The organism is Acidithiobacillus sp. M4-SHS-6, from assembly GCF_047421495.1.
In the GTDB taxonomy this organism is placed as follows: domain Bacteria; phylum Pseudomonadota; class Gammaproteobacteria; order Acidithiobacillales; family Acidithiobacillaceae; genus Acidithiobacillus.
In genome coordinates this window covers 1,017,365-1,035,189 of record NZ_CP175559.1, presented here as the reverse complement: position 1 = coordinate 1,035,189, position 17,825 = coordinate 1,017,365, and the positions used below count along the sequence as shown (strand labels likewise).

Below are 17,825 nucleotides of genomic sequence, written 5' to 3'. Positions count from 1 at the left end.
TACGCCCTTCGCAGGACTGCCGTCTGCAGGACATGCCGTCTGCAAGACCCGCAGGACACATGCAGCCAGCAAAAAGTTTGCGGCACCAAGGTGAATGTAGGCGATTTTGCAAAAGGAGCGTGATGAATGACCAATGACAAAAACAGGAGCGGCATATTGGCCAGACCATTCCTGATCCTGTTGGCCTTGGTGCTGTTGCTCGGTCTGGGATATGCCACATCCATCCTGCTTCACCCCACCGTGCGCACCCGGCAAATCGCTTCGGTCATCCGCCATGCCGGGCACGGAAAAGTGGCTTTTGTGCAGGCCCGGCGTGCAGACGGCATCCTCACCGCCCAGGTCCGCTATCCCAACCAATCTCTGCACACCGTCTTTTTCTTGACCCACAACGGTAAAATCCGGGGCATCGTCGTCGGCGGCCATGTGTACAACGATCAAGGCAAAACATGGACCGTCGCCTGGACATCCCCGCATCAACTGCAACTGCCCGTTGAACCCAAACCCCTTCCCCGTGAAGCGGTTCCCCACGAAGTGGTTCCCCGCGAAGCTACTCTCCGCGAAGCTACTCTCCGCGAAGCGGTTCTTCATGCCGCGTCCTTTGCGCAGGGATTCAGCTGGGGCCGTGACAAACATTCACCCATCGACGCCTTTGTCGATCCCAACTGTCTCTTTTGCCACCAGTGGTTCGACACCGAAAAAGCCGCCGTGCAAGCCGGAAAAATCAGCTTCCGCATCATCCCCGTCGCCGCGCTGAAGCCGTCCAGTGTACCCCGCGCCATCGAAATCATGAGCGCGAAAAAACCGTTGTCTCTGTGGCTCTCCGACGAAAACGGATTCGATGCCAGCACCGAAAGCGGCGGGATTCCACCAAACTGCCCAAAAACAAGGCTTGCCGTTTGCAAGACCATGTCCAAAACCGTCGCCGTGAATACCGCCGTCCTTTATGCGGTGGACCAACATCATCCCTACACCCCGACCTTCGTCGATACCCGGACCGGGCAGGTCTGGATCGGCGTCAACCATAACCAGGAGATCGCTCATGCTTTTCAAAAAAAATAAAAAACCTTCGATTGCGGCAGCACAGACAAAGGCACCCGCTGCAAAAGACGTGAAAAAAGCAAAAAAAGTAAAAGACGCGGAACCGCAATTCAACGATCTGGAGGCGGAGTTCATCGGCACCTACCACGCCGGACGCGCTCTGCGCATGGCCTACATCCAGCAATGGTTTTTGGGCGGATTCGCACTCCTGTTTGCCGTGCTCTACTTCGCTTTTCCGCGCACCGTGACGATCAATCATTACATCGCCACCGAACCCAACGGGACGATCATGCCCATTGTGACCTACAACAAACCGTTCGATACCGATTCTGCCGTGATCTCCTGGACCGAGCAGGCCGTGACCGGCATCTTCAATTTCGACGTTCTGGATTATCGCCGCCGCATGGAATCCGCCCAAAAGGATTTTACCCGCGTGGGGTTTGCCACGTTTTTGAAACAGTTCAAGAAAAACGGCCTCTACGCGGACATGGAAGCGCGCAAGCTCATGATCTCCGCCGTGCAAAGCGGTACCGCCGTCATCCGTCTGCAGGGCCTGAATCCTCAAGGCGTTTATGCATGGCAGGTGCAGATTCCCCTGCACCTGCGCCTGGAAAACTCCAATGGCATTTCCGACAAAAAATATCTCGCCACCGTGATCGTCCAGCGCGTCGCAAACTGGAAGAATCCACGCGCCATCGCCATTTCCTCCATTTCCTTGATCAAGGAGTGATCTCATGGGTATCGTTATTTCGCAACCTCCCACCACCGTTGTTTCCTCTGTGACGCCGTCCACTGCACCCGCTTCGTCGGCGCAAACCACACAGATCACCAATGCCGGTGTGCAAACGCCTCCCCGGAAAAGCGCGGAAAATACGGCAGTCGCGCACGAAACACGCTACGCCACCGCCAAAACCATTCCCGGATTGCCACCCTTCAAAAGCATCGAAAAAGCCCTGTTGCCCCTGTCCGGGCAACAAATCCACAACTTTCGCCAGAAAGTGCGCAAAACACAGGATGCCGGCAATGCACCCATCATCCCCAAAAACGGGATTACCCAGATCATCACCGTCAATCCCAATTCCGGCGTAACACCGACCATCCACATGGCCGCAGGCTATGCCTGTTCCCTGACCGTGGTGGATGGCGCCGGCCAGCCCTGGCCCATCGTCTCCGCCACCATCGGCGACGGCAAGCGATTCACCGCCCGGAACATCGCCAAAAACGCCCTGGAACCCACCATCGTCGTGTCCGACCTGGTGACCCATGCCCAGAGCAATCTGCTGCTGACTTTACAGGGCCTGAATACGCCCATCCCCGTGCAACTGGTCAGCGGCGGCCCCCTGCAAAACGGCCGGGAAACCGTAGCTTATCGTGTCATCCTTCGGGTGCGCGGCATGGTTCCCGGTAGTCTGCCAGCAACTTTTTCCCCATCACCCAATCGTGGCGTGACTACTGACCTGCTCCAAACGCTGTATGACACCATGCCCGCCGCCGCCAAAACATTGCGACTGAAAAATGCCCCGGCCTACAGCTACACCCGCGCGTGGATGCTCAATGGCGATCTTTGGATTCGCTCCCATGCCCGATTGTTGGCACCGGCCTGGATCGCCACCGAAGCCTCGGCCAATGGCGTCCACGCCTATGTCCTGCCCAAAACCCATGCCGTGCTCATGCGCTTCGACGGCATCAACAAAACTCTGGAGGTGAAATAATGGATGACCTCAACCACAACAACGTGGATGACTTGCAGTCTGCGAAAGACTTGCAGTCTGCGAAAGACTTGCAGTCAGCAGATTCGCAGTCGGCAGACTTGCAGTCAGCAGATTCGCAGTCGGCAGACGCACAACCTGCAGGTGGTGCCAAAAAACCTTCCTACGTCAAGGCCGCAGGCGCGTTTTACACGAATCCTACCACCCGGAAAATGGCATTGATCACCACCGGCGTCGCCGTGGTTGCCCTGGGCTTCGGTGCGTACCGCCTCATGAGCGGTCCTCCCGCACCCGCCAAATTGCACAACCACATCCAGGCGGCGCAGATGTCCGGAGTGCCCGGCGGCAATAAAGGCAACAAAGCATTCAACGCCCAACTCAACCAGGCCAATCATGTCCTGGGCCAGCAGGCGGCCAAGGCCGGAAAAACCTATCTGCCCACACCCACCGCCCTGCATCCCGTGGCACCCGTCAAATCCGCTGCGCCTGTTCGGAAACCCAAACTTGCGCAACCTGCGCCCGTCGTGGTCAAAAACCCCTACACACCCCAATCGTCCACGACATCACCGCAAAACCAAACGCAGCACAAGCTGCAGCAGGCCATGATGGCCGAACTCCGGCACTTTGTTTCCGGCAAGGCGTATGGCCCTGTCACCGTGACCCAAATCAGCAGGATCAGACCGGTCAAGCCCGAAACCTCCGCATCGGCCATGCAGCAATTGCAAAACCAACAGCCTCGCGTACTGGCCCATGCCGGGCATATCTCCTTCGCCATGCTCGACATTGGCATCAATTCCAACGACCCAAGCCCCATCGAGGCCACCATCGAGGGTGGACGCTTCCATAGCGCGCGACTGCTGGGCAGTTTCAAGCGCGAGCATCAAGTGGTTGTTTTGCAATTCAGCGAAATGACTTTTGATGGGCACTCCTACGACATCGACGCCTATGGGATCAGCCCGCAAAACGCCCGCGCAGGCATGGCCACCAGCGTCAATAACCATGTCCTGTACCGCTATGGCTGGCTCTTCGCCGGCGCGTTCCTGCAGGGGCTGGATCAGGCATTGCAACAACAAAACGAGGATACGGTGGTCGGCAACGGATTCGCCGTCATGACCCATCGCCTCGACAACGGACAGATCCTGGAGCAGGCCGCAGGCAACGTCGGCAATGTCCTGACACCCATCATGGAGCAACGTTTTGATACACCGCCCACCGTCCGGGTCGCCGCCGGTTCCGGCCTGGGCATCCTGTTCATGGCACCCGTCAAGGAGCGCACACATGCCTGAAAATACCCAAAAAATGAGAGAGGTACCGACAATATCCACTACCGGGAAAACGCCGGACCTGTTCGATGACCTTTTTGCGCAGGCGCTGGCCTGCCTGTCGAGCGGGCAGTCCATTCCACAGGCGGAATCTTTTCCGGCAGGCGACAATGATCATTCTGTTCGCGTGTGCGATGCCGAAGTGCTGGCCGCGCGCAATAGCGCATCGGCCATGATCCTGTTGTGGGACCGTTTGCAGCCCTTGATCCAATACAAGGTGAGTCGCATCCTGCGCGATCATCGTCACACCAGCAAGGACGACCTCGAACAGGAAGCCTGGATCGTCTTTGCCCAAGCCGTCGAGCGATACGACGGTCGCAGCCGGGACGCTTTCCGGACCTATCTGGGTTTGTGCCTGCATACCCGCTTTCGGCAGTTTGCCGCGCATGATCGCGTGATTCCCATCCCACACGATACCCGCCAGAAACGCGCTCCATGGCACAAGATCACTCCGGCCACCTTCGACGCCCGCCTGCAAGCCCAGGATCTGAGCTATCCAGACGCCGAAAACGAAGGCTGGAGCCATATCACACACTCAGGGGAGAACAGCATGGAAACCCAGGTTATCGAAAAAATGGATGAAAAAATCATGTCCTACAAACTGCAACGCTTGCCACGGCGCTGGCGCGATCTACTGTTGATGTCGCAAAAATATTCGGACACGGATCTGGCCATGCTGCTTTCCGAGGACGAAAAACACATGATCGCGCTCCGGAACCGGATCATGGAGATGTTGCACTCCCTGCCCATCGAATATTTTGCCTTCGGCAAAAGCGAAGCGGATTACCTCCGCGAATGGGATGCCCTGCTGGAAAAACAGGAGGCTTGAGGATGCCCGCCGCCTTGAATCTTGTGCATACACAAACCGCAGAAGACATGCCATATGACGTAGAATCATCGCCCTCCGCAGGAGATTTGTCGTGCGCAGGACTGCTGTCTGCAAGACCGCCGTCTGCAAGACTGCCGTCTGCAAGACTGCCGTGCGCAGCACCAGGACCCGCTTTTCCGTGGATGGGGGGAAAGGGTTGGCTGGCTCAGAAACTGGCGGATCGTCTGCCGCGCAAGGCTTGTTATGTGGAACCGTTCGCCGGAGCCGCCGCCATGTTGCTGGCCCTGCCGCCCTCCCCCGTCGAGGTCCTGAATGACCGCAACCGCGATCTGGTCAATTTCTATCGCGTCATGCAGGACAAATGCTTACGGGTGGACCTGCTGGAACGCCTGCAATGGACACCCTACGCCAGAGCAGAATATGCCCGCGCATTGCAGATTCTGCAGTCGACTGTAATAAACGAGACAAACGAGACAGAACGCGCATGGGCCTTTTTCGTGGTGTCCAATGCCGCCTTCAGCGGCGGCGGTCAAAGCGGCCTTACCGAAAAACGCTTTGCTACCAGCACCCAACGCTCACAGGGACGGCGCATGAACTACCACATCGAGGGACTGCCCACTCTGGCGCAGCGCCTGAAAGACGTGGTGATCGAAAACCGCGATGCCATCGACCTGCTGGACCAGTACGACAGCCCCGACACCCTGTTCTTTCTGGACCCCCCCTATTACCCGGAAACCCGTAATATCCGCCATGAGCGCAGCCGGGGAACTTATGACGGGGGCGAAATGGACGCCGTGCAGCACCTGGAACTGCTGGCCATGTGCCGTCGGTTAAAAGGCTTCGTTGCCCTGTGCGGATATGCCCATGATGATTATGACGCAGCGCTTCTGCCCTTCGGCTGGGAAACCCTGTCTTTCCCCCGCAAGGCCATGACTTCATTGCACCACAATAACGACCAGTCCCAGCGCGAGGAACGGGTCTGGATCAATCCCAAGCTGGCAAAGCATCTGCATGGCCAGCAGCAAATCGCCATGTTTTAGGAAATTTCGGAAAAGAGGTTTTTTGCCATGAACGATCAGCCAAGGGGGATGCCCCCTGCAAGGACTTCGCAGCCTGCCAAGGGTTCGTACTCTGCAAGAGCGCGAACACTGGATTTGCAGGACGCCGCAGACTTTCTGCAGATCAGCAAGGAAGAACTGCGTCGCCGCGCCAAGGACGGGCGGATTCGCGCCGCCAAACCCGGCAAGTGCTGGGCGTTCCTGGAAGAGGATCTTGTCGCCTACTTCCGGTCGCTCTATCCTGAGAATCAGGTGGCGATACAGCAAAAAGAGGAAAAATGCTCTACAAACGCGGGAAAACGTGGTGGATTGATTTTACTGCACCCAACGGCCAGCGCATTAGACGATCTGCTGGCACAACTGAAAAAAACCAGGCGCAGGAACTGCATGACCACCTCAAAAGCGAAGCATGGCGACAAGTCGCGCTAGGCGAAAAGCCGAAATATACCTGGGATGATGCCGGTGTACGATGGATTGAAGAAAAAAGTTACAAAGCCAGTATTGCTGATGATATTCAACGTCTGGACTGGTTACAAAGTTATCTTCGTGGAAAACTTTTGCAGGAAATCGACCGAAAAATGGTCATGCAGATTCTGGAAATCAAACGTCAGGAAACCTCAAATGCTACCGCCAACCGCTATCTTGCCCTGATTCGTGCCATCCTTAGAGCCTGTGTCGAGTGGGATTGGCTGGATACTGCACCGACATTTCGACAATACAAAGAATCTTCTGGAAGAATATTATGGCTGACACGGGAACAGGCCAATAAACTATTGGACGAACTCCCCGAACATCTTCGAGATATGGCCGCGTTTACACTGGCTACCGGATTACGCCGTCGTAATGTGATGCACTTGCAATGGTCGCAAATTGATATGCACAAAAAATTGGCATGGATTCATTCCGATCAGGCAAAGGCCAGAAAAGCCATTGGCGTTCCACTCGGAAAAACCGCCATAGCCATCCTTCAGCGTAGACTGGGAATGAATTCATCTTACGTTTTTACCTACCAAGGCCATCCCGTCACGGACGTGACCACAAAAGCCTGGTATAAGGCATTGAAGCGCGCCGGTATTCCTGATGGTTTTCATTGGCACGACCTGCGACATACCTGGGCTTCCTGGCATGTGCAAAACGGAACCCCCCTTCATGTCTTGCAGGAAATGGGCGGATGGGCCACATCCGACATGGTGAAACGCTATGCGCATCTGACCGTCCAGCATCTCGCCGCTTATGTGGAAAATGTGGAAAGCGCAGAAAACGCCAATGACACAAATACGTCACAAGGCAGTAAAAATGGAACGCTAAAATGATCGTAACTATTTGTTTTTATTGGTGCTGGCGGCAGGAATCGAACCCGCGACCCACTGATTACAAATCAGTAGCTCTACCGACTGAGCTACGCCAGCTTTGAACAACACGGAAGATTATAGGTTAATTATATCGCGATGCCGTTCCCTGTGGCAACGCGTTGCGCTCTAGTTGCGCTACAAAGAGCGCAATCCCCCCTGCACAATAACAACCACTAAATCAGTAACCAGCGCATATTCAGAGGACAGTTTCCTGATTTCTCAGGAAACATCCGTTCGGGATTGCAGATCCGGAGGCGCTTCATGATGGCGATGCAGACCAATCCACAGCAAAGCGCCGGGCAGACTGGTCAAGACCATATTAAAGCCCAGCAACAAGGACAGGGCCAGGGCCTGATCATGGCCCATCTGCAAATATCCCAGATAAAACACCATCAGGCCTTCGCGCAGCCCCCAACCGGCAAAGGAGATGGGCAGGGCCAGAAACAGACTGATCACCGGCCAGACCACCCAGAGCGCGACAGCATCCGGGGATTCACCCAGAGCATGAGCCATGATCCAGAAAGTCAGAATGGATATGCATTGAATCACGAAGGACAGAATGATCGTCGCGCTCAAATCCAGACGATGGCGCAGCAAAGCGCCCATTCCCAGGCGAATGTCATGGAGTTTATCACCCAGCTTTCCGGATATTTTTTCGAGAAAATGGAGCAGCGGGCTCAAGATCAAAATAACAATCAGGACATAAGCGAACAGCAGTATGCCAATGGTCCAACCCATCTGCGGGAGCAGCCCCACCCGGGAGCCACCCGCCATATAAGCCACTGCCGCAATGACAATCAGCGCACCCATGCCCATAAAGCGATCCCCGAATACTGCCGCCAGAGCCAGAGGCACGGATCGGGTCTGATGACGGGTATACCAGGCACGAATCACATCTCCAGAAACCGCTCCAGGTAACACCTGATTAAAATAAGCACCTACCCAGTTGAGGCGCAGCAACCAGAGCATGGGCGCGCTGCGCTCCATGGCCTGCAAAATGATGCGCCAGCGGATGACCGATACCGACAGGTTCAAGGCGTAGGAGGCCATGGCCGCCACAAACCACCACGGTCGTATCTCTGCAAAACGTTGACTGAGTGCCTGCCAGTTGGTGTGATGTAAAAGCCAGAACAGGACAGCTACAGTAAAGACAATTTGCAACAGCAGTTGCCATCGTGTGTGGAATTTTTTTCGGGACATGCCTGACTTTAAAATCCGATCTCAGTGACGGACTCTATGCGAGACCGGCAAATGCCGCAAGTTCTTGATGAAACAATGCCACCTTGTCGAGACTCTCCTGATATTCCGCATCCACCCGGGAATCGGCCACAATCCCTCCACCCGCCCAGAAACGCAGCTCACCCTGGCTCGCGGTGATGCTGCGAATGGCAATGTTCATATCCATGTTTCCCCTCCGGTCGATATAACCGATACTGCCACAATAAAGCCCGCGTGCGGCCGGCTCCAGCTCAGCGATGATTTCCATGGCCCGGCGTTTCGGTGCCCCGGTAATGGACCCCCCCGGAAAACAGGCCGCCAATGCCTGCAAAGGATCCAGACCAGGACGCAATTGCGCTTCGACGACACTGACCAGATGGTGCACCTGGGCATTGGATTCCAGGCCACAGAGCTGGATCACCTGAACGGAACCGATGTCCGCTACTTTTCCCAGATCATTGCGCAGCAAATCCACAATCATCACATTTTCGGCATGATCTTTGGGGCTGCTCAACAGCGCCTCGGCGAAGCAGGCATCCTGCAAGTCATCGGAGGAGCGGGGACGCGTCCCCTTGATGGGGCGCACCTGCATTTGCCCATGCCGCACCTGCAGCAATCTCTCTGGAGAAAAACTCAAGGCAGTTCCCCAGGGAAAGCGCAGGTAGGCGGAAAATGCTGCCGGATTCAAGGCGCGCAAATGCGCATATAAATGCCAGGGTGACCCCTTGTAGGTAGCCGTAAAAGGCTGTGCCAGATTGATCTGATAACAATCTCCCGCCTGAATATAGGCTTCCACCCGCTGAAATGCGGCACGATATTGCGCAGAAGACCATAGTGCCCGCACCGGGCCTTGTACCCGGAAATCCGCCTCGGGCGGTGCTTCATGGGCGGCTGACAGACGAGATTCCCATTGTAACCGGACTCCAGCCATCTGATCTTCCGGAGCCAGTACCCAGGCACGCTGTAACACATGGTCCACCATCAAGGCACTGTCGTAAACGCCAAAAGCCGCTTCCGGCCAATGTGCATCGTCCGGAATTTCCAGTCCCCACTCTGCCAGGGCGAAATCATAGCCGAGGTAACCCAACACGCCACCAGTAAATGGCAGATCCGGGCATGGATGCTCCGCTTGCAGAGCCTGTTCGTCCAGCGCTTCGCGCAGGAGTTCCCATAGGGAGGATGTTGAAACTTGGGCCTCCCCCTTGCCTTCAGCCACCCAGATTTGACCATGATGCTGCCATATGCGGCGGCGGGGCTCCGTCACCAGGATACTGTAACGCCCCTGCCCCAGTGTCTGCGCGCTACTGTCGAGCCACTGCGACCAAGGAGTTTCCGCCAGCCCCGCAAAAACGGCGGCAAGATGTTCGGGGCAAGCCAATTCAACGCAAACCGGAGGAGAAATTGTCATCACCTGGCCCATCATCCTGCTCAACAATGCGTCATTAGCATAAGGGATACGGGGTACTTTGCCCACGGTTCTGGAAATCCGATAAACTCTCAGGTCACGAATACCTCTCTTGACCGCCGACCGATCGGTCGGTATTGTCTGGTGTCTGCTCAGGAACAGGAATCAGTCATGCGCACCAAACATTCCGCCTCGTCTTTTTCGCTGCTCGTTGCCACCTGGCTATTGGGCAGCAGTCCTGCCTGGGCTGAAGATCTGATAGATGCCTATCAACAGGCCTACCATACCGACCCGGTTTTGGCCCAGGCCCGTGCCGAATTAAGCGCAGAAATACAGGATAAGCCCCTCGCCCGCGCGGCCCTCTTACCCCATGTTGGCGTGGGTGCATCGGTCGGCTTCAATACTGCCGACATCACCGGTTTTGGCAATATTGCCATTAATCGCGCTTATCTCTCGGATAGTTACAGTGTCAACATCACCCAATCGGTGTTTAATGGTCAGGCCTGGACCGCCCTGAAACAGGCGGACTCCCGCATCCAGGCCAGCGCTGCCGCATTGACTTACACCGAACAGCAACTCGCGCTGCAAGTGGCCAAAGCCTATTTTGGAGTACTGGAGGCGCAGGCCCAGGAACATGTGGCGCAAAAGCAGAAATCCCTGCTGGAAAGCATCTACAAACAAACCGAAGCTGCCCTGAAAATAGGCACGGGTGACATCGTTGCCGTGCAAGAAGCCAAAGCCCGGATGGATGCCGCCGAGGCAGATGTCATCAAGGCCAGCAATGGCGTAGCCGTGGCAAAAAAACAACTGCAAAGACTGACCCACTCCCCGGTTGGGGAACTGGAACCCCTGGGCCATTATAAGGCACTAGGCCCACAACCGGATGACATGCAGAGCTGGGTAGAAAGCGCCGTTCAGGACCAGCCCCTGATGCACCAGGCTCAGGCCCAACTGCATACGTCCCAGCAACAGGTGCAATATCAACAACGGGCACGTTGGCCTGTGGTCAACCTGCAAGGCGCCGCCCAGCACGAACTGGGTAATCCCTTCCCGGGCTTAGTGATTAATCAGGCCGGGGTAAGCCTGAATCTTTCCGTCCCTCTTTATGAAGGCGGAGGCATCTCTTCATCCGTACAAAAAGCCCAGGCGCAAACCGTGGCCAGCATCGATCATGTGGCCAATGTCCGCGATGAAGTGACTCTGAACACCCAAACCGCCTTTCTCAACCTGAAAGACAGCGTGGCCCAACTCAAGGCGGCCAAGGAAACCGTGGATTCCGCCAAAATATCCCTGGAAGGTACGCGCAAGGGCTATGAAGTCGGTACCCGTTCCATCATCGACCTGCTGCACACGGCCACGGACTATGTCCGCGCCGAGCAGGACTACAACGTCGCCTTCTACAATCAGGTGATTGCCAGAGTCCAACTCAAGGCCGCTTCCGGACAAATCAATATGGCGAATCTCGAAGCCATCAATGCCCTGCTGAAAAAAAACGCCTGATTTTCCACATATGTTCTCCGAGATTGCAGCAACCGGACTCAGGAGTGTCAATGCCTTTTTGCTCTCAAAAAATGAAATTCAGATAGAAATTGAAGCGCCAATGGAGCATGTCTGAGTGTCACACAACATCGGCAGATACACATTGCCCGGCCTAAAAAGCCATAGCCGTCATTCAACCAGACTATGGGGACCGCGCTATCAGGAGATGCTTGTCGGCCTGATTACGATGTAATACATTGCATTCAAGTCATACTGAGAGCCCAGCCAGGAGCCTTACCAAAGGCCGTTTGCAGCCCGAGGTCGAGACTGGCCTTCAGACTGGAAGGCATGGAAATGGAAGAGGATGATTCGACGAGTCGGCCTGTTTCCGACTGAGGGAACTGCTAAAAATCCTAACGGAAACCGTAGCCGAACCCTGCACGACTGATATATCCTGCCCAGCAACGCCTTGACCTAGACGGAGTGTTCGCCTGCGCATGCAACGCTTTTTTTTTCTGGCTACCCTGATCCTGCTGGGCTGGCTGACCATTCGTCTCTCCCCCGTACTGACTCCATTTTTGCTGGCAGCCATTCTCGCCTATCTGGGCAATCCGCTGGTCAGCTATTTGCAGCGCCACCGCATCGGCCGTACCTGGGGCACCACTCTGGTGTTTCTCATTGTTCTGCTGGTGTTTTCAGGCACCCTCATGGCCCTGCTGCCGGTCATCCGCCATCAATCCCTGCTTTTTGTGGACTACCTGCAAAAATATACCAGCTTGCTGCAAAGCCGCCTGATCCCGCAACTTGCTGCAGCAACCGGTATTCAACTGGATAGCGGGACCATCGCCCGTTACGCCACCAGCAATGTCCAAAAACTGGCTACCTGGCTGGGACATGGACTGCAAGTGGCCCTGAGCTCAGGATCAGGACTCCTGACCGGTGCATTGAGCATCATTCTGGTGCCGGTGCTCGGGTTTTATCTGTTACGGGACTGGCCCCGATTACTGGCGCGTATTGATCAATTGATTCCACAAAAACAGGCTGAACTGATCAGGCGTTTGAGCCGGGATGCCGATGCCATGCTCATGGCTTTTTTGCGCGGACAACTGCTGGTCATGTTGGCGCTGGGAAGCAGCTACGCCCTGGGGCTCAGTATCATCGGCCTCAAAACCGCCATTCTCATTGGCCTGGTTGCCGGCATTCTGAGTTTTGTCCCCTACCTCGGCGTCATCAGCGGGGTACTGATGGCGAGCCTGGCCATGTATGTACAAACGGGCACTTTCCTGTCGGTCCTATGGGTGCTACTGGTATTTTTCATCGGTCAGATTCTGGAAAGCATGGTCTTTACCCCTTATCTGGTCGGTGATCGCATCGGTCTGCATCCCGTAGCCGTGATTTTTGCGGTCATGGCTGGAGGAGAGTTATTCGGCTTCATCGGCCTGTTGCTCGCCCTGCCCGTCACCGCCGTATTGGTAGCCTTATTACGGCATTTCCAGAGATGGTATTTGCAAAGCCCCTATTATCTGGGCAAGGAGTAAGCTTCTTGGACGCAGTCATCATTATCGGCGGAGGACTTTCCGGCCTCGCCAGCGCCTATTTTTTGCAGCAGCAGGGTGTATCGGCACGCTTACTGGAAGCGGAGCCGTTTATTGGCGGCAACATCCAGAGTCGCCAGGAAGCCGGTTTCCTGCGCGATCTAGGGCCAAACTCGCTGATGCTCAAGGGGCAGGTCGTCCCGGACCTCCTTCAGTCTCTCCACCTGGAAGCAGAGCTGGTAGAGGCCAACGCCCTGGCCAAAAGACGCTATATTCTCAACCGCCATCGCCAGCTGGCACCACTCGGACCGGGCGTATTATTCGGCGGGAAACTGCTCTCCCTGCAAGGTCGCCTGCGCCTGCTCAGCGAACCCTTCCGCTATCGGAAGCAGGATACCGAGGAAGAAAGTATCGCCGATTTTGTGCGGCGTCGCCTGGGTCCCGAAGTGCTCACCTGGCTGGTCGATCCTTTTGTTTCCGGGGTATTTGCCGGAGATCCGGAAAGACTGGCATTAGCCGCCACATTTCCCCGTCTGCTGCGCATGGAACAGGAACACGGCTCATTACTCAGAGCCGCTCTCGCTGCCCGGAAAAAAACGCCACAAAGCAAAGCGTGTCTGGTCTCTTTCCGTCAGGGCTTGCAGACCTTACCCCTGCGCATGGCTGAACAGCTGCAAGGACCCATTCACTGCCATACGCCGGTAGACCGACTGGAACAGCACACCGACGGCAGTTGGGAAGTGTACAGTGCCCAGCAAAGCTGGCGGAGCGCAAAAATCATTTTGGCCCTCCCCGCCAAAAAAGCCGCTGACTTGCTGGTACTCCGGCATTCGGACCTGGCCAAGGAACTGGCAGCCATCTCCTATCCGGCTGTCAGCACCCTGTCACTGGGCTTTCCACGCAGCAAGGTACAACATGCCCTGAATGGTTTCGGCCTGCTGATTCCCCGCATCATGGGCCTGCAAACCCTAGGCGTCCTGTTTTCCTCGACCCTCTTCCCGGATCGTGCCCCACTGGATCAGGTGCTGCTGACGGCCTTCATCGGCGGCAGCCAAAACCCCTTGGATGGGCGCAGCGACAGCGATCTGCTGCAAACAGTGCTGGATGAAATACGGCCTATTTTAGGTATAGAGGGTGAACCCAGCTTCAGCCGCTGCCAAAACTGGCCGGAAGCCATTCCCCAATACGAGCTGGGACATTTGGCACGTCTGGAGCGCATCAGCCAAATGAAGCAGCAGATTTCCGGCTTGTATTTCCGCGCCAACTGGCGGGATGGCATCGCCCTGGGCGATTGCCTAGAAGCCGCCCAGCAACTCAGCCAGCAGATTATCCATCAGGCTTGAGTGACCGCTTAGCGCTGTCTGTGAACCGAGAGGCAATAAGTCTCTACCTGTAGGATGAGGTTTTTCACCTCAGGTCATCTTTAAGTTCGTTGGAGCTATCGTCAATTTTAAAGGAATGAACATGTTTTAACATAGGCCTTGGGATACTTCGCCTGGTAGTTGCGCACAAAGACCTCCAGGGCTTTCCCCGCGGCCTTCCGGCTCTCGGCCATCCAGATTTCCTGCAGTACCGCCTTTGCCTTGCCCTGCTTGGATTTGGGTAGTTCGTTGAGGATGTTGGCCGTTTCCAGTCCACGCACCTGCAGGTCGCGCAGAATCTCCAGCCAGGAGGCCTTGGATTCGCGCAGACCGTCGCTGACACTGACCAGTTCCTTCTTGCCCTCGACCGTCACGCCAATAATCACCAGCAGGCAGATGCGTGGATCCTCCTCCGCACGCAGGTTGGTATAGACGCCGTCCACCCACCAATAGGCATAGCGCTTTCCCTGTAGAGAGCGGCGTTGCCAGGCGGCATGCTCTTCAAATACGGTACTCTTTTCCACGGCGTACTCCTTACCTTGCTTACTTGGTCTGCAACCCCTTTGTAGCAACAGTACGCCACCTTACTCAAGTCAGTTGTAATCTGCCTGTACACCAGATTCGATCATAGTTCACTCCAGGGCTCTGACCGGATCCCTGTCAAATGCCCGGCAAGGGGCGAGCCCCTTCCTGCGGGCCGGACAACTCCGGGGTGTCATTGAGGGAACGGTTTACCCGAGATCGGCGGATAAAGACCGCCGTACCACGTCCGACAGGATCACTTCGCAACGATAGCCGGCATGATCGATCCCCATCCGGATGGGCGCCCCACCGGCCACCGCCCGCAGCTCGCCGGCCGGCAGTTCGAAGCGCAGGAAATGCACCGTAGACGTTTTCTCGTCGGTAGATCTTGGCAAATCCTCATCCGCAATGGCAAAGAGGCGTTCCCCACCACCCACCTGCACCCACACCCGGTCTTCGATACCCACCAGTTCGCGGCAACGGCGCAGGCGCTCTTCCCTGTTAGCGTATTCGAGCATGAAGGTAGCCTTCCAATTGCTGCCGTCGGGGATAAGGGGATTATAGGCCGCCAACTCCTCGTCGATGGCTGGCGCCGCAAAGATCTTTTCGGCGCGCAACATCTCCTGGACCTGATAGTGGATGGTGAGGCGATCCTCGAAATAAAGGCTCGCGTGGTCGCCGATGGCAACCCGCCTGTCTTTCTTATGGGCCATGACCCGGGCCCGAAAGCGAGGGCGCGCCTCGGCATAGGCCTCCAAGGTCATGAGGTCCTTACGACTGAGCCTTTCCATGCTCATCCTCTTTCAGCCCGTAGGCATGGCACAGCAAGGTCCAAGGGCTTTCCGGACCGGCCGCCCCTGCTCCCAGCAGTTCGCGGATTTGTTCCGCCGCGAGGGGGCAGTCGCTGCCCCAGTGCTGGGGCTCCGCGGCGGCGATTTGCCGGGCCACGGGCCGACCGATACGGCATGCCGCCTCGTGAAACTCGGCCTTCACCGTATAGGTGCCATCGTGGCCCGAACAGCGCTCGATCACCTGGATCTCGCAGCCCGGCACCAGGGACAGGACCTCCCGCGCACGTTGGCCGATATTCTGTACCCGTTGGTGGCAGGCGGCATGATGTACCACCTTGCCCAAGGGTTTTTTGAAATCGGTTTTGAGCAGGCCCTCGCGGTGCCGCTGGGAGAGGTATTCCATGGGATCGAAGATATGCTCCCTGATCCGCTGCACCTCCTCATCTTCCGGGAAAAGCAAAGGCAACTCTTGCTTGAACATGAGTACGCAGGAAGGAACCGGGGCGACGATGTCGAAGCCCGCGTCCACCATCTTCAGCAGGATCGGCACATTGGCGGCCTTGGCCCGCGCCACGGCCGCCAGATCCCCCAGTTCCAGCTTGGGCATGCCGCAGCAGTGTTCTTCGGGAACGAGGCGCATCTCAATGCCGTTGTGCTCGTAGACCGCTACCAGATCCTCCAAGAGATCCGGGGCGTTGCGGTTGCCATAGCACGTGGCGAAGAGGGCCACCTTGCCGCGCGTGCGCTCCCCGGCGCGGGGCGAGACTGGAACCACCGCTCGCCGCTCCAGGCGTTCACGGGCCGTTTCGCTGTGGAACACCGGCAATGGCGCATCCTTGCTGATGCCGAAACTGCGCTCCAAGCCGGCCCGCACCTTGGGGCTGCGATTCAGGTGATTTACGGCATCGACGAGCACCGGGATACCGGCAATGCGACCGACGAGATCCGTAGAGGTGAGGACCTTGTCTCGCAACCTGGCGCCATTTTTTTGAAAATTGACCGCCTTGGCCCGCAGCATGAGATGGGGGAAATCGACATTCCACTCATGGGGCGGCACGTAGGGGCACTTGGTCATGAAACAAAGGTCACAGAGATAGCACTGCTCCACTACCTTGGGGTAGTCCGTTCGGGAAACGCTATCGGGCTCCATGGTGGGAGCGTTGTCGATGAGGTCGAAAAGGGTGGGGAAGGACTGGCAAAGACTGACGCAACGGCGGCAGTTGTGACAAATTTCGAAGACCCGGTCCATCTCCTTCGCCAGCGCCTCGGCGTCATAAAACTCGGGAGACCGCCAGTCGATGGGGTGACGGAAAGGGGTTTTGTCATTACGGGTGACGGGCGGTTCCGAGGCCATAAAAATGCTCCCTTGGGCGGCAAAGGAGGGAACCGCAGTGCCCCTCCCCGGAGACAACGAAGAAAGGGGTCAGACCCCTTGGCCCAGCTCGCTCAGTGCCCTTTTGAAGCGATTGGCATGGGAACGTTCGGCCTTGGCGAGGGTCTCGAACCAGTCGGCGATCTCATCGAAGCCCTCCTCGCGGGCGGTCTTGGCCATACCGGGATACATATCGCTGTATTCGTAAGTTTCACCGGCAATGGAGCTTTTCAAGTTGGCTTGGGTGTCGCCGATGGGTTCGCCGGTGGCCGGGTCGCCCACCTGCTCCAGATACTCCAGATGACCGAAGGCGTGGCCGGTCTCCCCCTCGGCGGTGGAACGGAATACCGCGGAAACGTCGTTATAGCCCTCGACATCCGCCTTGGAGGCGAAGTAGAGATAACGGCGGTTGGCCATGGACTCGCCGTGAAAGGCTTCCTTGAGGTTTTCTGCAGTCTTACTACCCTTGAGTTCCATTGAAATTTCCTCCATGGGTACATGCCCCGTGCAAGATGGTTATCTAATATAACTCTAGTATTATACTTAAATAAGGTTAGACGTTATCTAAGGATTTGTCAAGCGTACACTCGCCCCAGCACGGTAAATTTGTCCTACCCAAGAACACTTTATATAAACTGAAGAGTAACCCCTGATACTGAACTCTGGCCCAGATTTCCCGTATAACAGGCGATATGGCATTGACAAATTGTTTTTATACATTAAGTTGGCTTTCCTTAGGTGCAATTATAGTTACAAATGAAATCACCACATCTTCTCTTGGCAATATGAAAATTGACTTTTTGAGCATGCTTTTAGTTTCCGTTACTTCTGACC

16 protein-coding genes, 1 tRNA gene and 1 pseudogene are annotated in these 17,825 nt (G+C 56.3%); 11 read left to right on the top strand and 7 right to left on the bottom strand.

All coding sequences use genetic code 11. The features are described 5' to 3' along the window. Positions 1-126 precede the first annotated feature (126 nt). The 8 genes from ACJU26_RS05310 (at position 127) to ACJU26_RS05275 (ending at position 7,269) form a co-directional block, all read left to right on the top strand. A complete protein-coding gene (locus ACJU26_RS05310; protein WP_414041480.1) occupies positions 127-1,059 on the top strand; it encodes a hypothetical protein in 933 nt (310 codons plus the stop codon). Further along, positions 1,040-1,768: a DotI/IcmL family type IV secretion protein gene (locus tag ACJU26_RS05305; RefSeq protein ID WP_414041479.1), complete on the top strand. Its 729-nt coding sequence runs from the start codon at positions 1,040-1,042 to the stop codon at positions 1,766-1,768. Before ACJU26_RS05310 ends, ACJU26_RS05305 begins: the two co-directional genes overlap by 20 nt. A gap of 4 nt (positions 1,769-1,772) precedes the next feature. Further along, complete coding sequence (locus ACJU26_RS05300) at positions 1,773-2,750, top strand: DotH/IcmK family type IV secretion protein (RefSeq protein WP_414041478.1); 978 nt, start codon at positions 1,773-1,775, stop codon at positions 2,748-2,750. Further along, positions 2,750-4,033, top strand: coding sequence for a hypothetical protein (locus tag ACJU26_RS05295; protein ID WP_414041477.1), 1,284 nt, complete (start codon positions 2,750-2,752; stop codon positions 4,031-4,033). The genes ACJU26_RS05300 and ACJU26_RS05295 overlap by 1 nt, the downstream gene beginning before the upstream one ends. Continuing rightward, positions 4,026-4,898 (top strand): sigma factor, encoded by an 873-nt coding sequence (locus tag ACJU26_RS05290; RefSeq protein WP_414041476.1) that lies wholly within the window; start codon positions 4,026-4,028, stop codon positions 4,896-4,898. Before ACJU26_RS05295 ends, ACJU26_RS05290 begins: the two co-directional genes overlap by 8 nt. A 182-nt stretch (positions 4,899-5,080) precedes the next feature. After that, on the top strand, positions 5,081-5,938 hold the full coding sequence (locus tag ACJU26_RS05285) for a DNA adenine methylase (RefSeq protein ID WP_414041475.1): 858 nt from the start codon (positions 5,081-5,083) through the stop codon (positions 5,936-5,938). Positions 5,939-5,965: 27 nt separating this feature from the next. After that, positions 5,966-6,385, top strand: a complete 420-nt coding sequence (locus ACJU26_RS05280) for a helix-turn-helix domain-containing protein (protein ID WP_414041474.1) — start codon at positions 5,966-5,968, stop codon at positions 6,383-6,385. Then, positions 6,295-7,269: a tyrosine-type recombinase/integrase gene (locus tag ACJU26_RS05275; protein ID WP_414041934.1), complete on the top strand. Its 975-nt coding sequence runs from the start codon at positions 6,295-6,297 to the stop codon at positions 7,267-7,269. The genes ACJU26_RS05280 and ACJU26_RS05275 overlap by 91 nt, the downstream gene beginning before the upstream one ends. Before the next feature lie 20 nt (positions 7,270-7,289). Here the strand turns inward: ACJU26_RS05275 and ACJU26_RS05270 are convergent. The 3 genes from ACJU26_RS05270 to pabB form a co-directional block, all read right to left on the bottom strand. Further along, positions 7,290-7,365, bottom strand: a tRNA-Thr gene (locus ACJU26_RS05270). A gap of 162 nt (positions 7,366-7,527) precedes the next feature. Further along, positions 7,528-8,508: a lysylphosphatidylglycerol synthase transmembrane domain-containing protein gene (locus ACJU26_RS05265; protein WP_414041473.1), complete on the bottom strand. Its 981-nt coding sequence runs from the start codon at positions 8,506-8,508 to the stop codon at positions 7,528-7,530. A gap of 34 nt (positions 8,509-8,542) precedes the next feature. Next, positions 8,543-9,934, bottom strand: coding sequence for an aminodeoxychorismate synthase component I (gene pabB / locus ACJU26_RS05260; protein ID WP_414041933.1), 1,392 nt, complete (start codon positions 9,932-9,934; stop codon positions 8,543-8,545). A gap of 168 nt (positions 9,935-10,102) precedes the next feature. Between pabB and ACJU26_RS05255 the strand changes: the two genes are divergently transcribed. The 3 genes from ACJU26_RS05255 to hemG all read left to right on the top strand — a co-directional run bounded on the left by ACJU26_RS05255 (position 10,103) and on the right by hemG (position 14,288). Then, entirely contained in the window at positions 10,103-11,431 is a 1,329-nt protein-coding gene (locus ACJU26_RS05255) for a TolC family outer membrane protein (protein ID WP_414041472.1), read from the top strand. 476 nt (positions 11,432-11,907) lie between these two features. Next, a complete protein-coding gene (locus tag ACJU26_RS05250) occupies positions 11,908-12,948 on the top strand; it encodes an AI-2E family transporter (RefSeq protein ID WP_414041471.1) in 1,041 nt (346 codons plus the stop codon). Positions 12,949-12,953: 5 nt separating this feature from the next. After that, positions 12,954-14,288, top strand: coding sequence for a protoporphyrinogen oxidase (hemG, locus tag ACJU26_RS05245; protein ID WP_414041470.1), 1,335 nt, complete (start codon positions 12,954-12,956; stop codon positions 14,286-14,288). A 125-nt stretch (positions 14,289-14,413) separates the two neighbouring features. On the opposite strand, the pseudogene ACJU26_RS05240 reads toward hemG, so the two are convergent. The 4 genes and pseudogenes from ACJU26_RS05240 to ACJU26_RS05225 form a co-directional block, all read right to left on the bottom strand. Then, a pseudogene (locus ACJU26_RS05240) lies at positions 14,414-14,869 on the bottom strand (transposase); the annotation flags it as partial. A gap of 168 nt (positions 14,870-15,037) precedes the next feature. Beyond that, positions 15,038-15,625, bottom strand: coding sequence for a DUF3501 family protein (locus tag ACJU26_RS05235; protein ID WP_414041469.1), 588 nt, complete (start codon positions 15,623-15,625; stop codon positions 15,038-15,040). Next, complete coding sequence (locus ACJU26_RS05230) at positions 15,600-16,973, bottom strand: heterodisulfide reductase-related iron-sulfur binding cluster (RefSeq protein ID WP_414041468.1); 1,374 nt, start codon at positions 16,971-16,973, stop codon at positions 15,600-15,602. Before ACJU26_RS05230 ends, ACJU26_RS05235 begins: the two co-directional genes overlap by 26 nt. Before the next feature lie 69 nt (positions 16,974-17,042). Beyond that, on the bottom strand, positions 17,043-17,468 hold the full coding sequence (locus ACJU26_RS05225) for a rubrerythrin family protein (protein WP_414041467.1): 426 nt from the start codon (positions 17,466-17,468) through the stop codon (positions 17,043-17,045). Positions 17,469-17,825: the final 357 nt, after the last annotated feature.

Bases quoted from the DNA above. Each gene is read 5' to 3' on its own strand.
- ACJU26_RS05310 (WP_414041480.1), top strand. From the start codon at position 127: ATGACCAATGACAAAAACAGGAGCGGCATATTGGCCAGACCATTCCTG.
- ACJU26_RS05305 (WP_414041479.1), top strand. From the start codon at position 1,040: ATGCTTTTCAAAAAAAATAAAAAACCTTCGATTGCGGCAGCACAGACA.
- ACJU26_RS05300 (WP_414041478.1), top strand. From the start codon at position 1,773: ATGGGTATCGTTATTTCGCAACCTCCCACCACCGTTGTTTCCTCTGTG.
- ACJU26_RS05295 (WP_414041477.1), top strand. From the start codon at position 2,750: ATGGATGACCTCAACCACAACAACGTGGATGACTTGCAGTCTGCGAAA.
- ACJU26_RS05290 (WP_414041476.1), top strand. From the start codon at position 4,026: ATGCCTGAAAATACCCAAAAAATGAGAGAGGTACCGACAATATCCACT.
- ACJU26_RS05285 (WP_414041475.1), top strand. From the start codon at position 5,081: ATGGGGGGAAAGGGTTGGCTGGCTCAGAAACTGGCGGATCGTCTGCCG.
- ACJU26_RS05280 (WP_414041474.1), top strand. From the start codon at position 5,966: ATGAACGATCAGCCAAGGGGGATGCCCCCTGCAAGGACTTCGCAGCCT.
- ACJU26_RS05265 (WP_414041473.1), bottom strand. From the start codon at position 8,508: ATGTCCCGAAAAAAATTCCACACACGATGGCAACTGCTGTTGCAAATT.
- pabB (WP_414041933.1), bottom strand. From the start codon at position 9,934: ATGACAATTTCTCCTCCGGTTTGCGTTGAATTGGCTTGCCCCGAACAT.
- ACJU26_RS05255 (WP_414041472.1), top strand. From the start codon at position 10,103: ATGCGCACCAAACATTCCGCCTCGTCTTTTTCGCTGCTCGTTGCCACC.
- ACJU26_RS05250 (WP_414041471.1), top strand. From the start codon at position 11,908: ATGCAACGCTTTTTTTTTCTGGCTACCCTGATCCTGCTGGGCTGGCTG.
- ACJU26_RS05235 (WP_414041469.1), bottom strand. From the start codon at position 15,625: ATGAGCATGGAAAGGCTCAGTCGTAAGGACCTCATGACCTTGGAGGCC.
- ACJU26_RS05230 (WP_414041468.1), bottom strand. From the start codon at position 16,973: ATGGCCTCGGAACCGCCCGTCACCCGTAATGACAAAACCCCTTTCCGT.
- ACJU26_RS05225 (WP_414041467.1), bottom strand. From the start codon at position 17,468: ATGGAACTCAAGGGTAGTAAGACTGCAGAAAACCTCAAGGAAGCCTTT.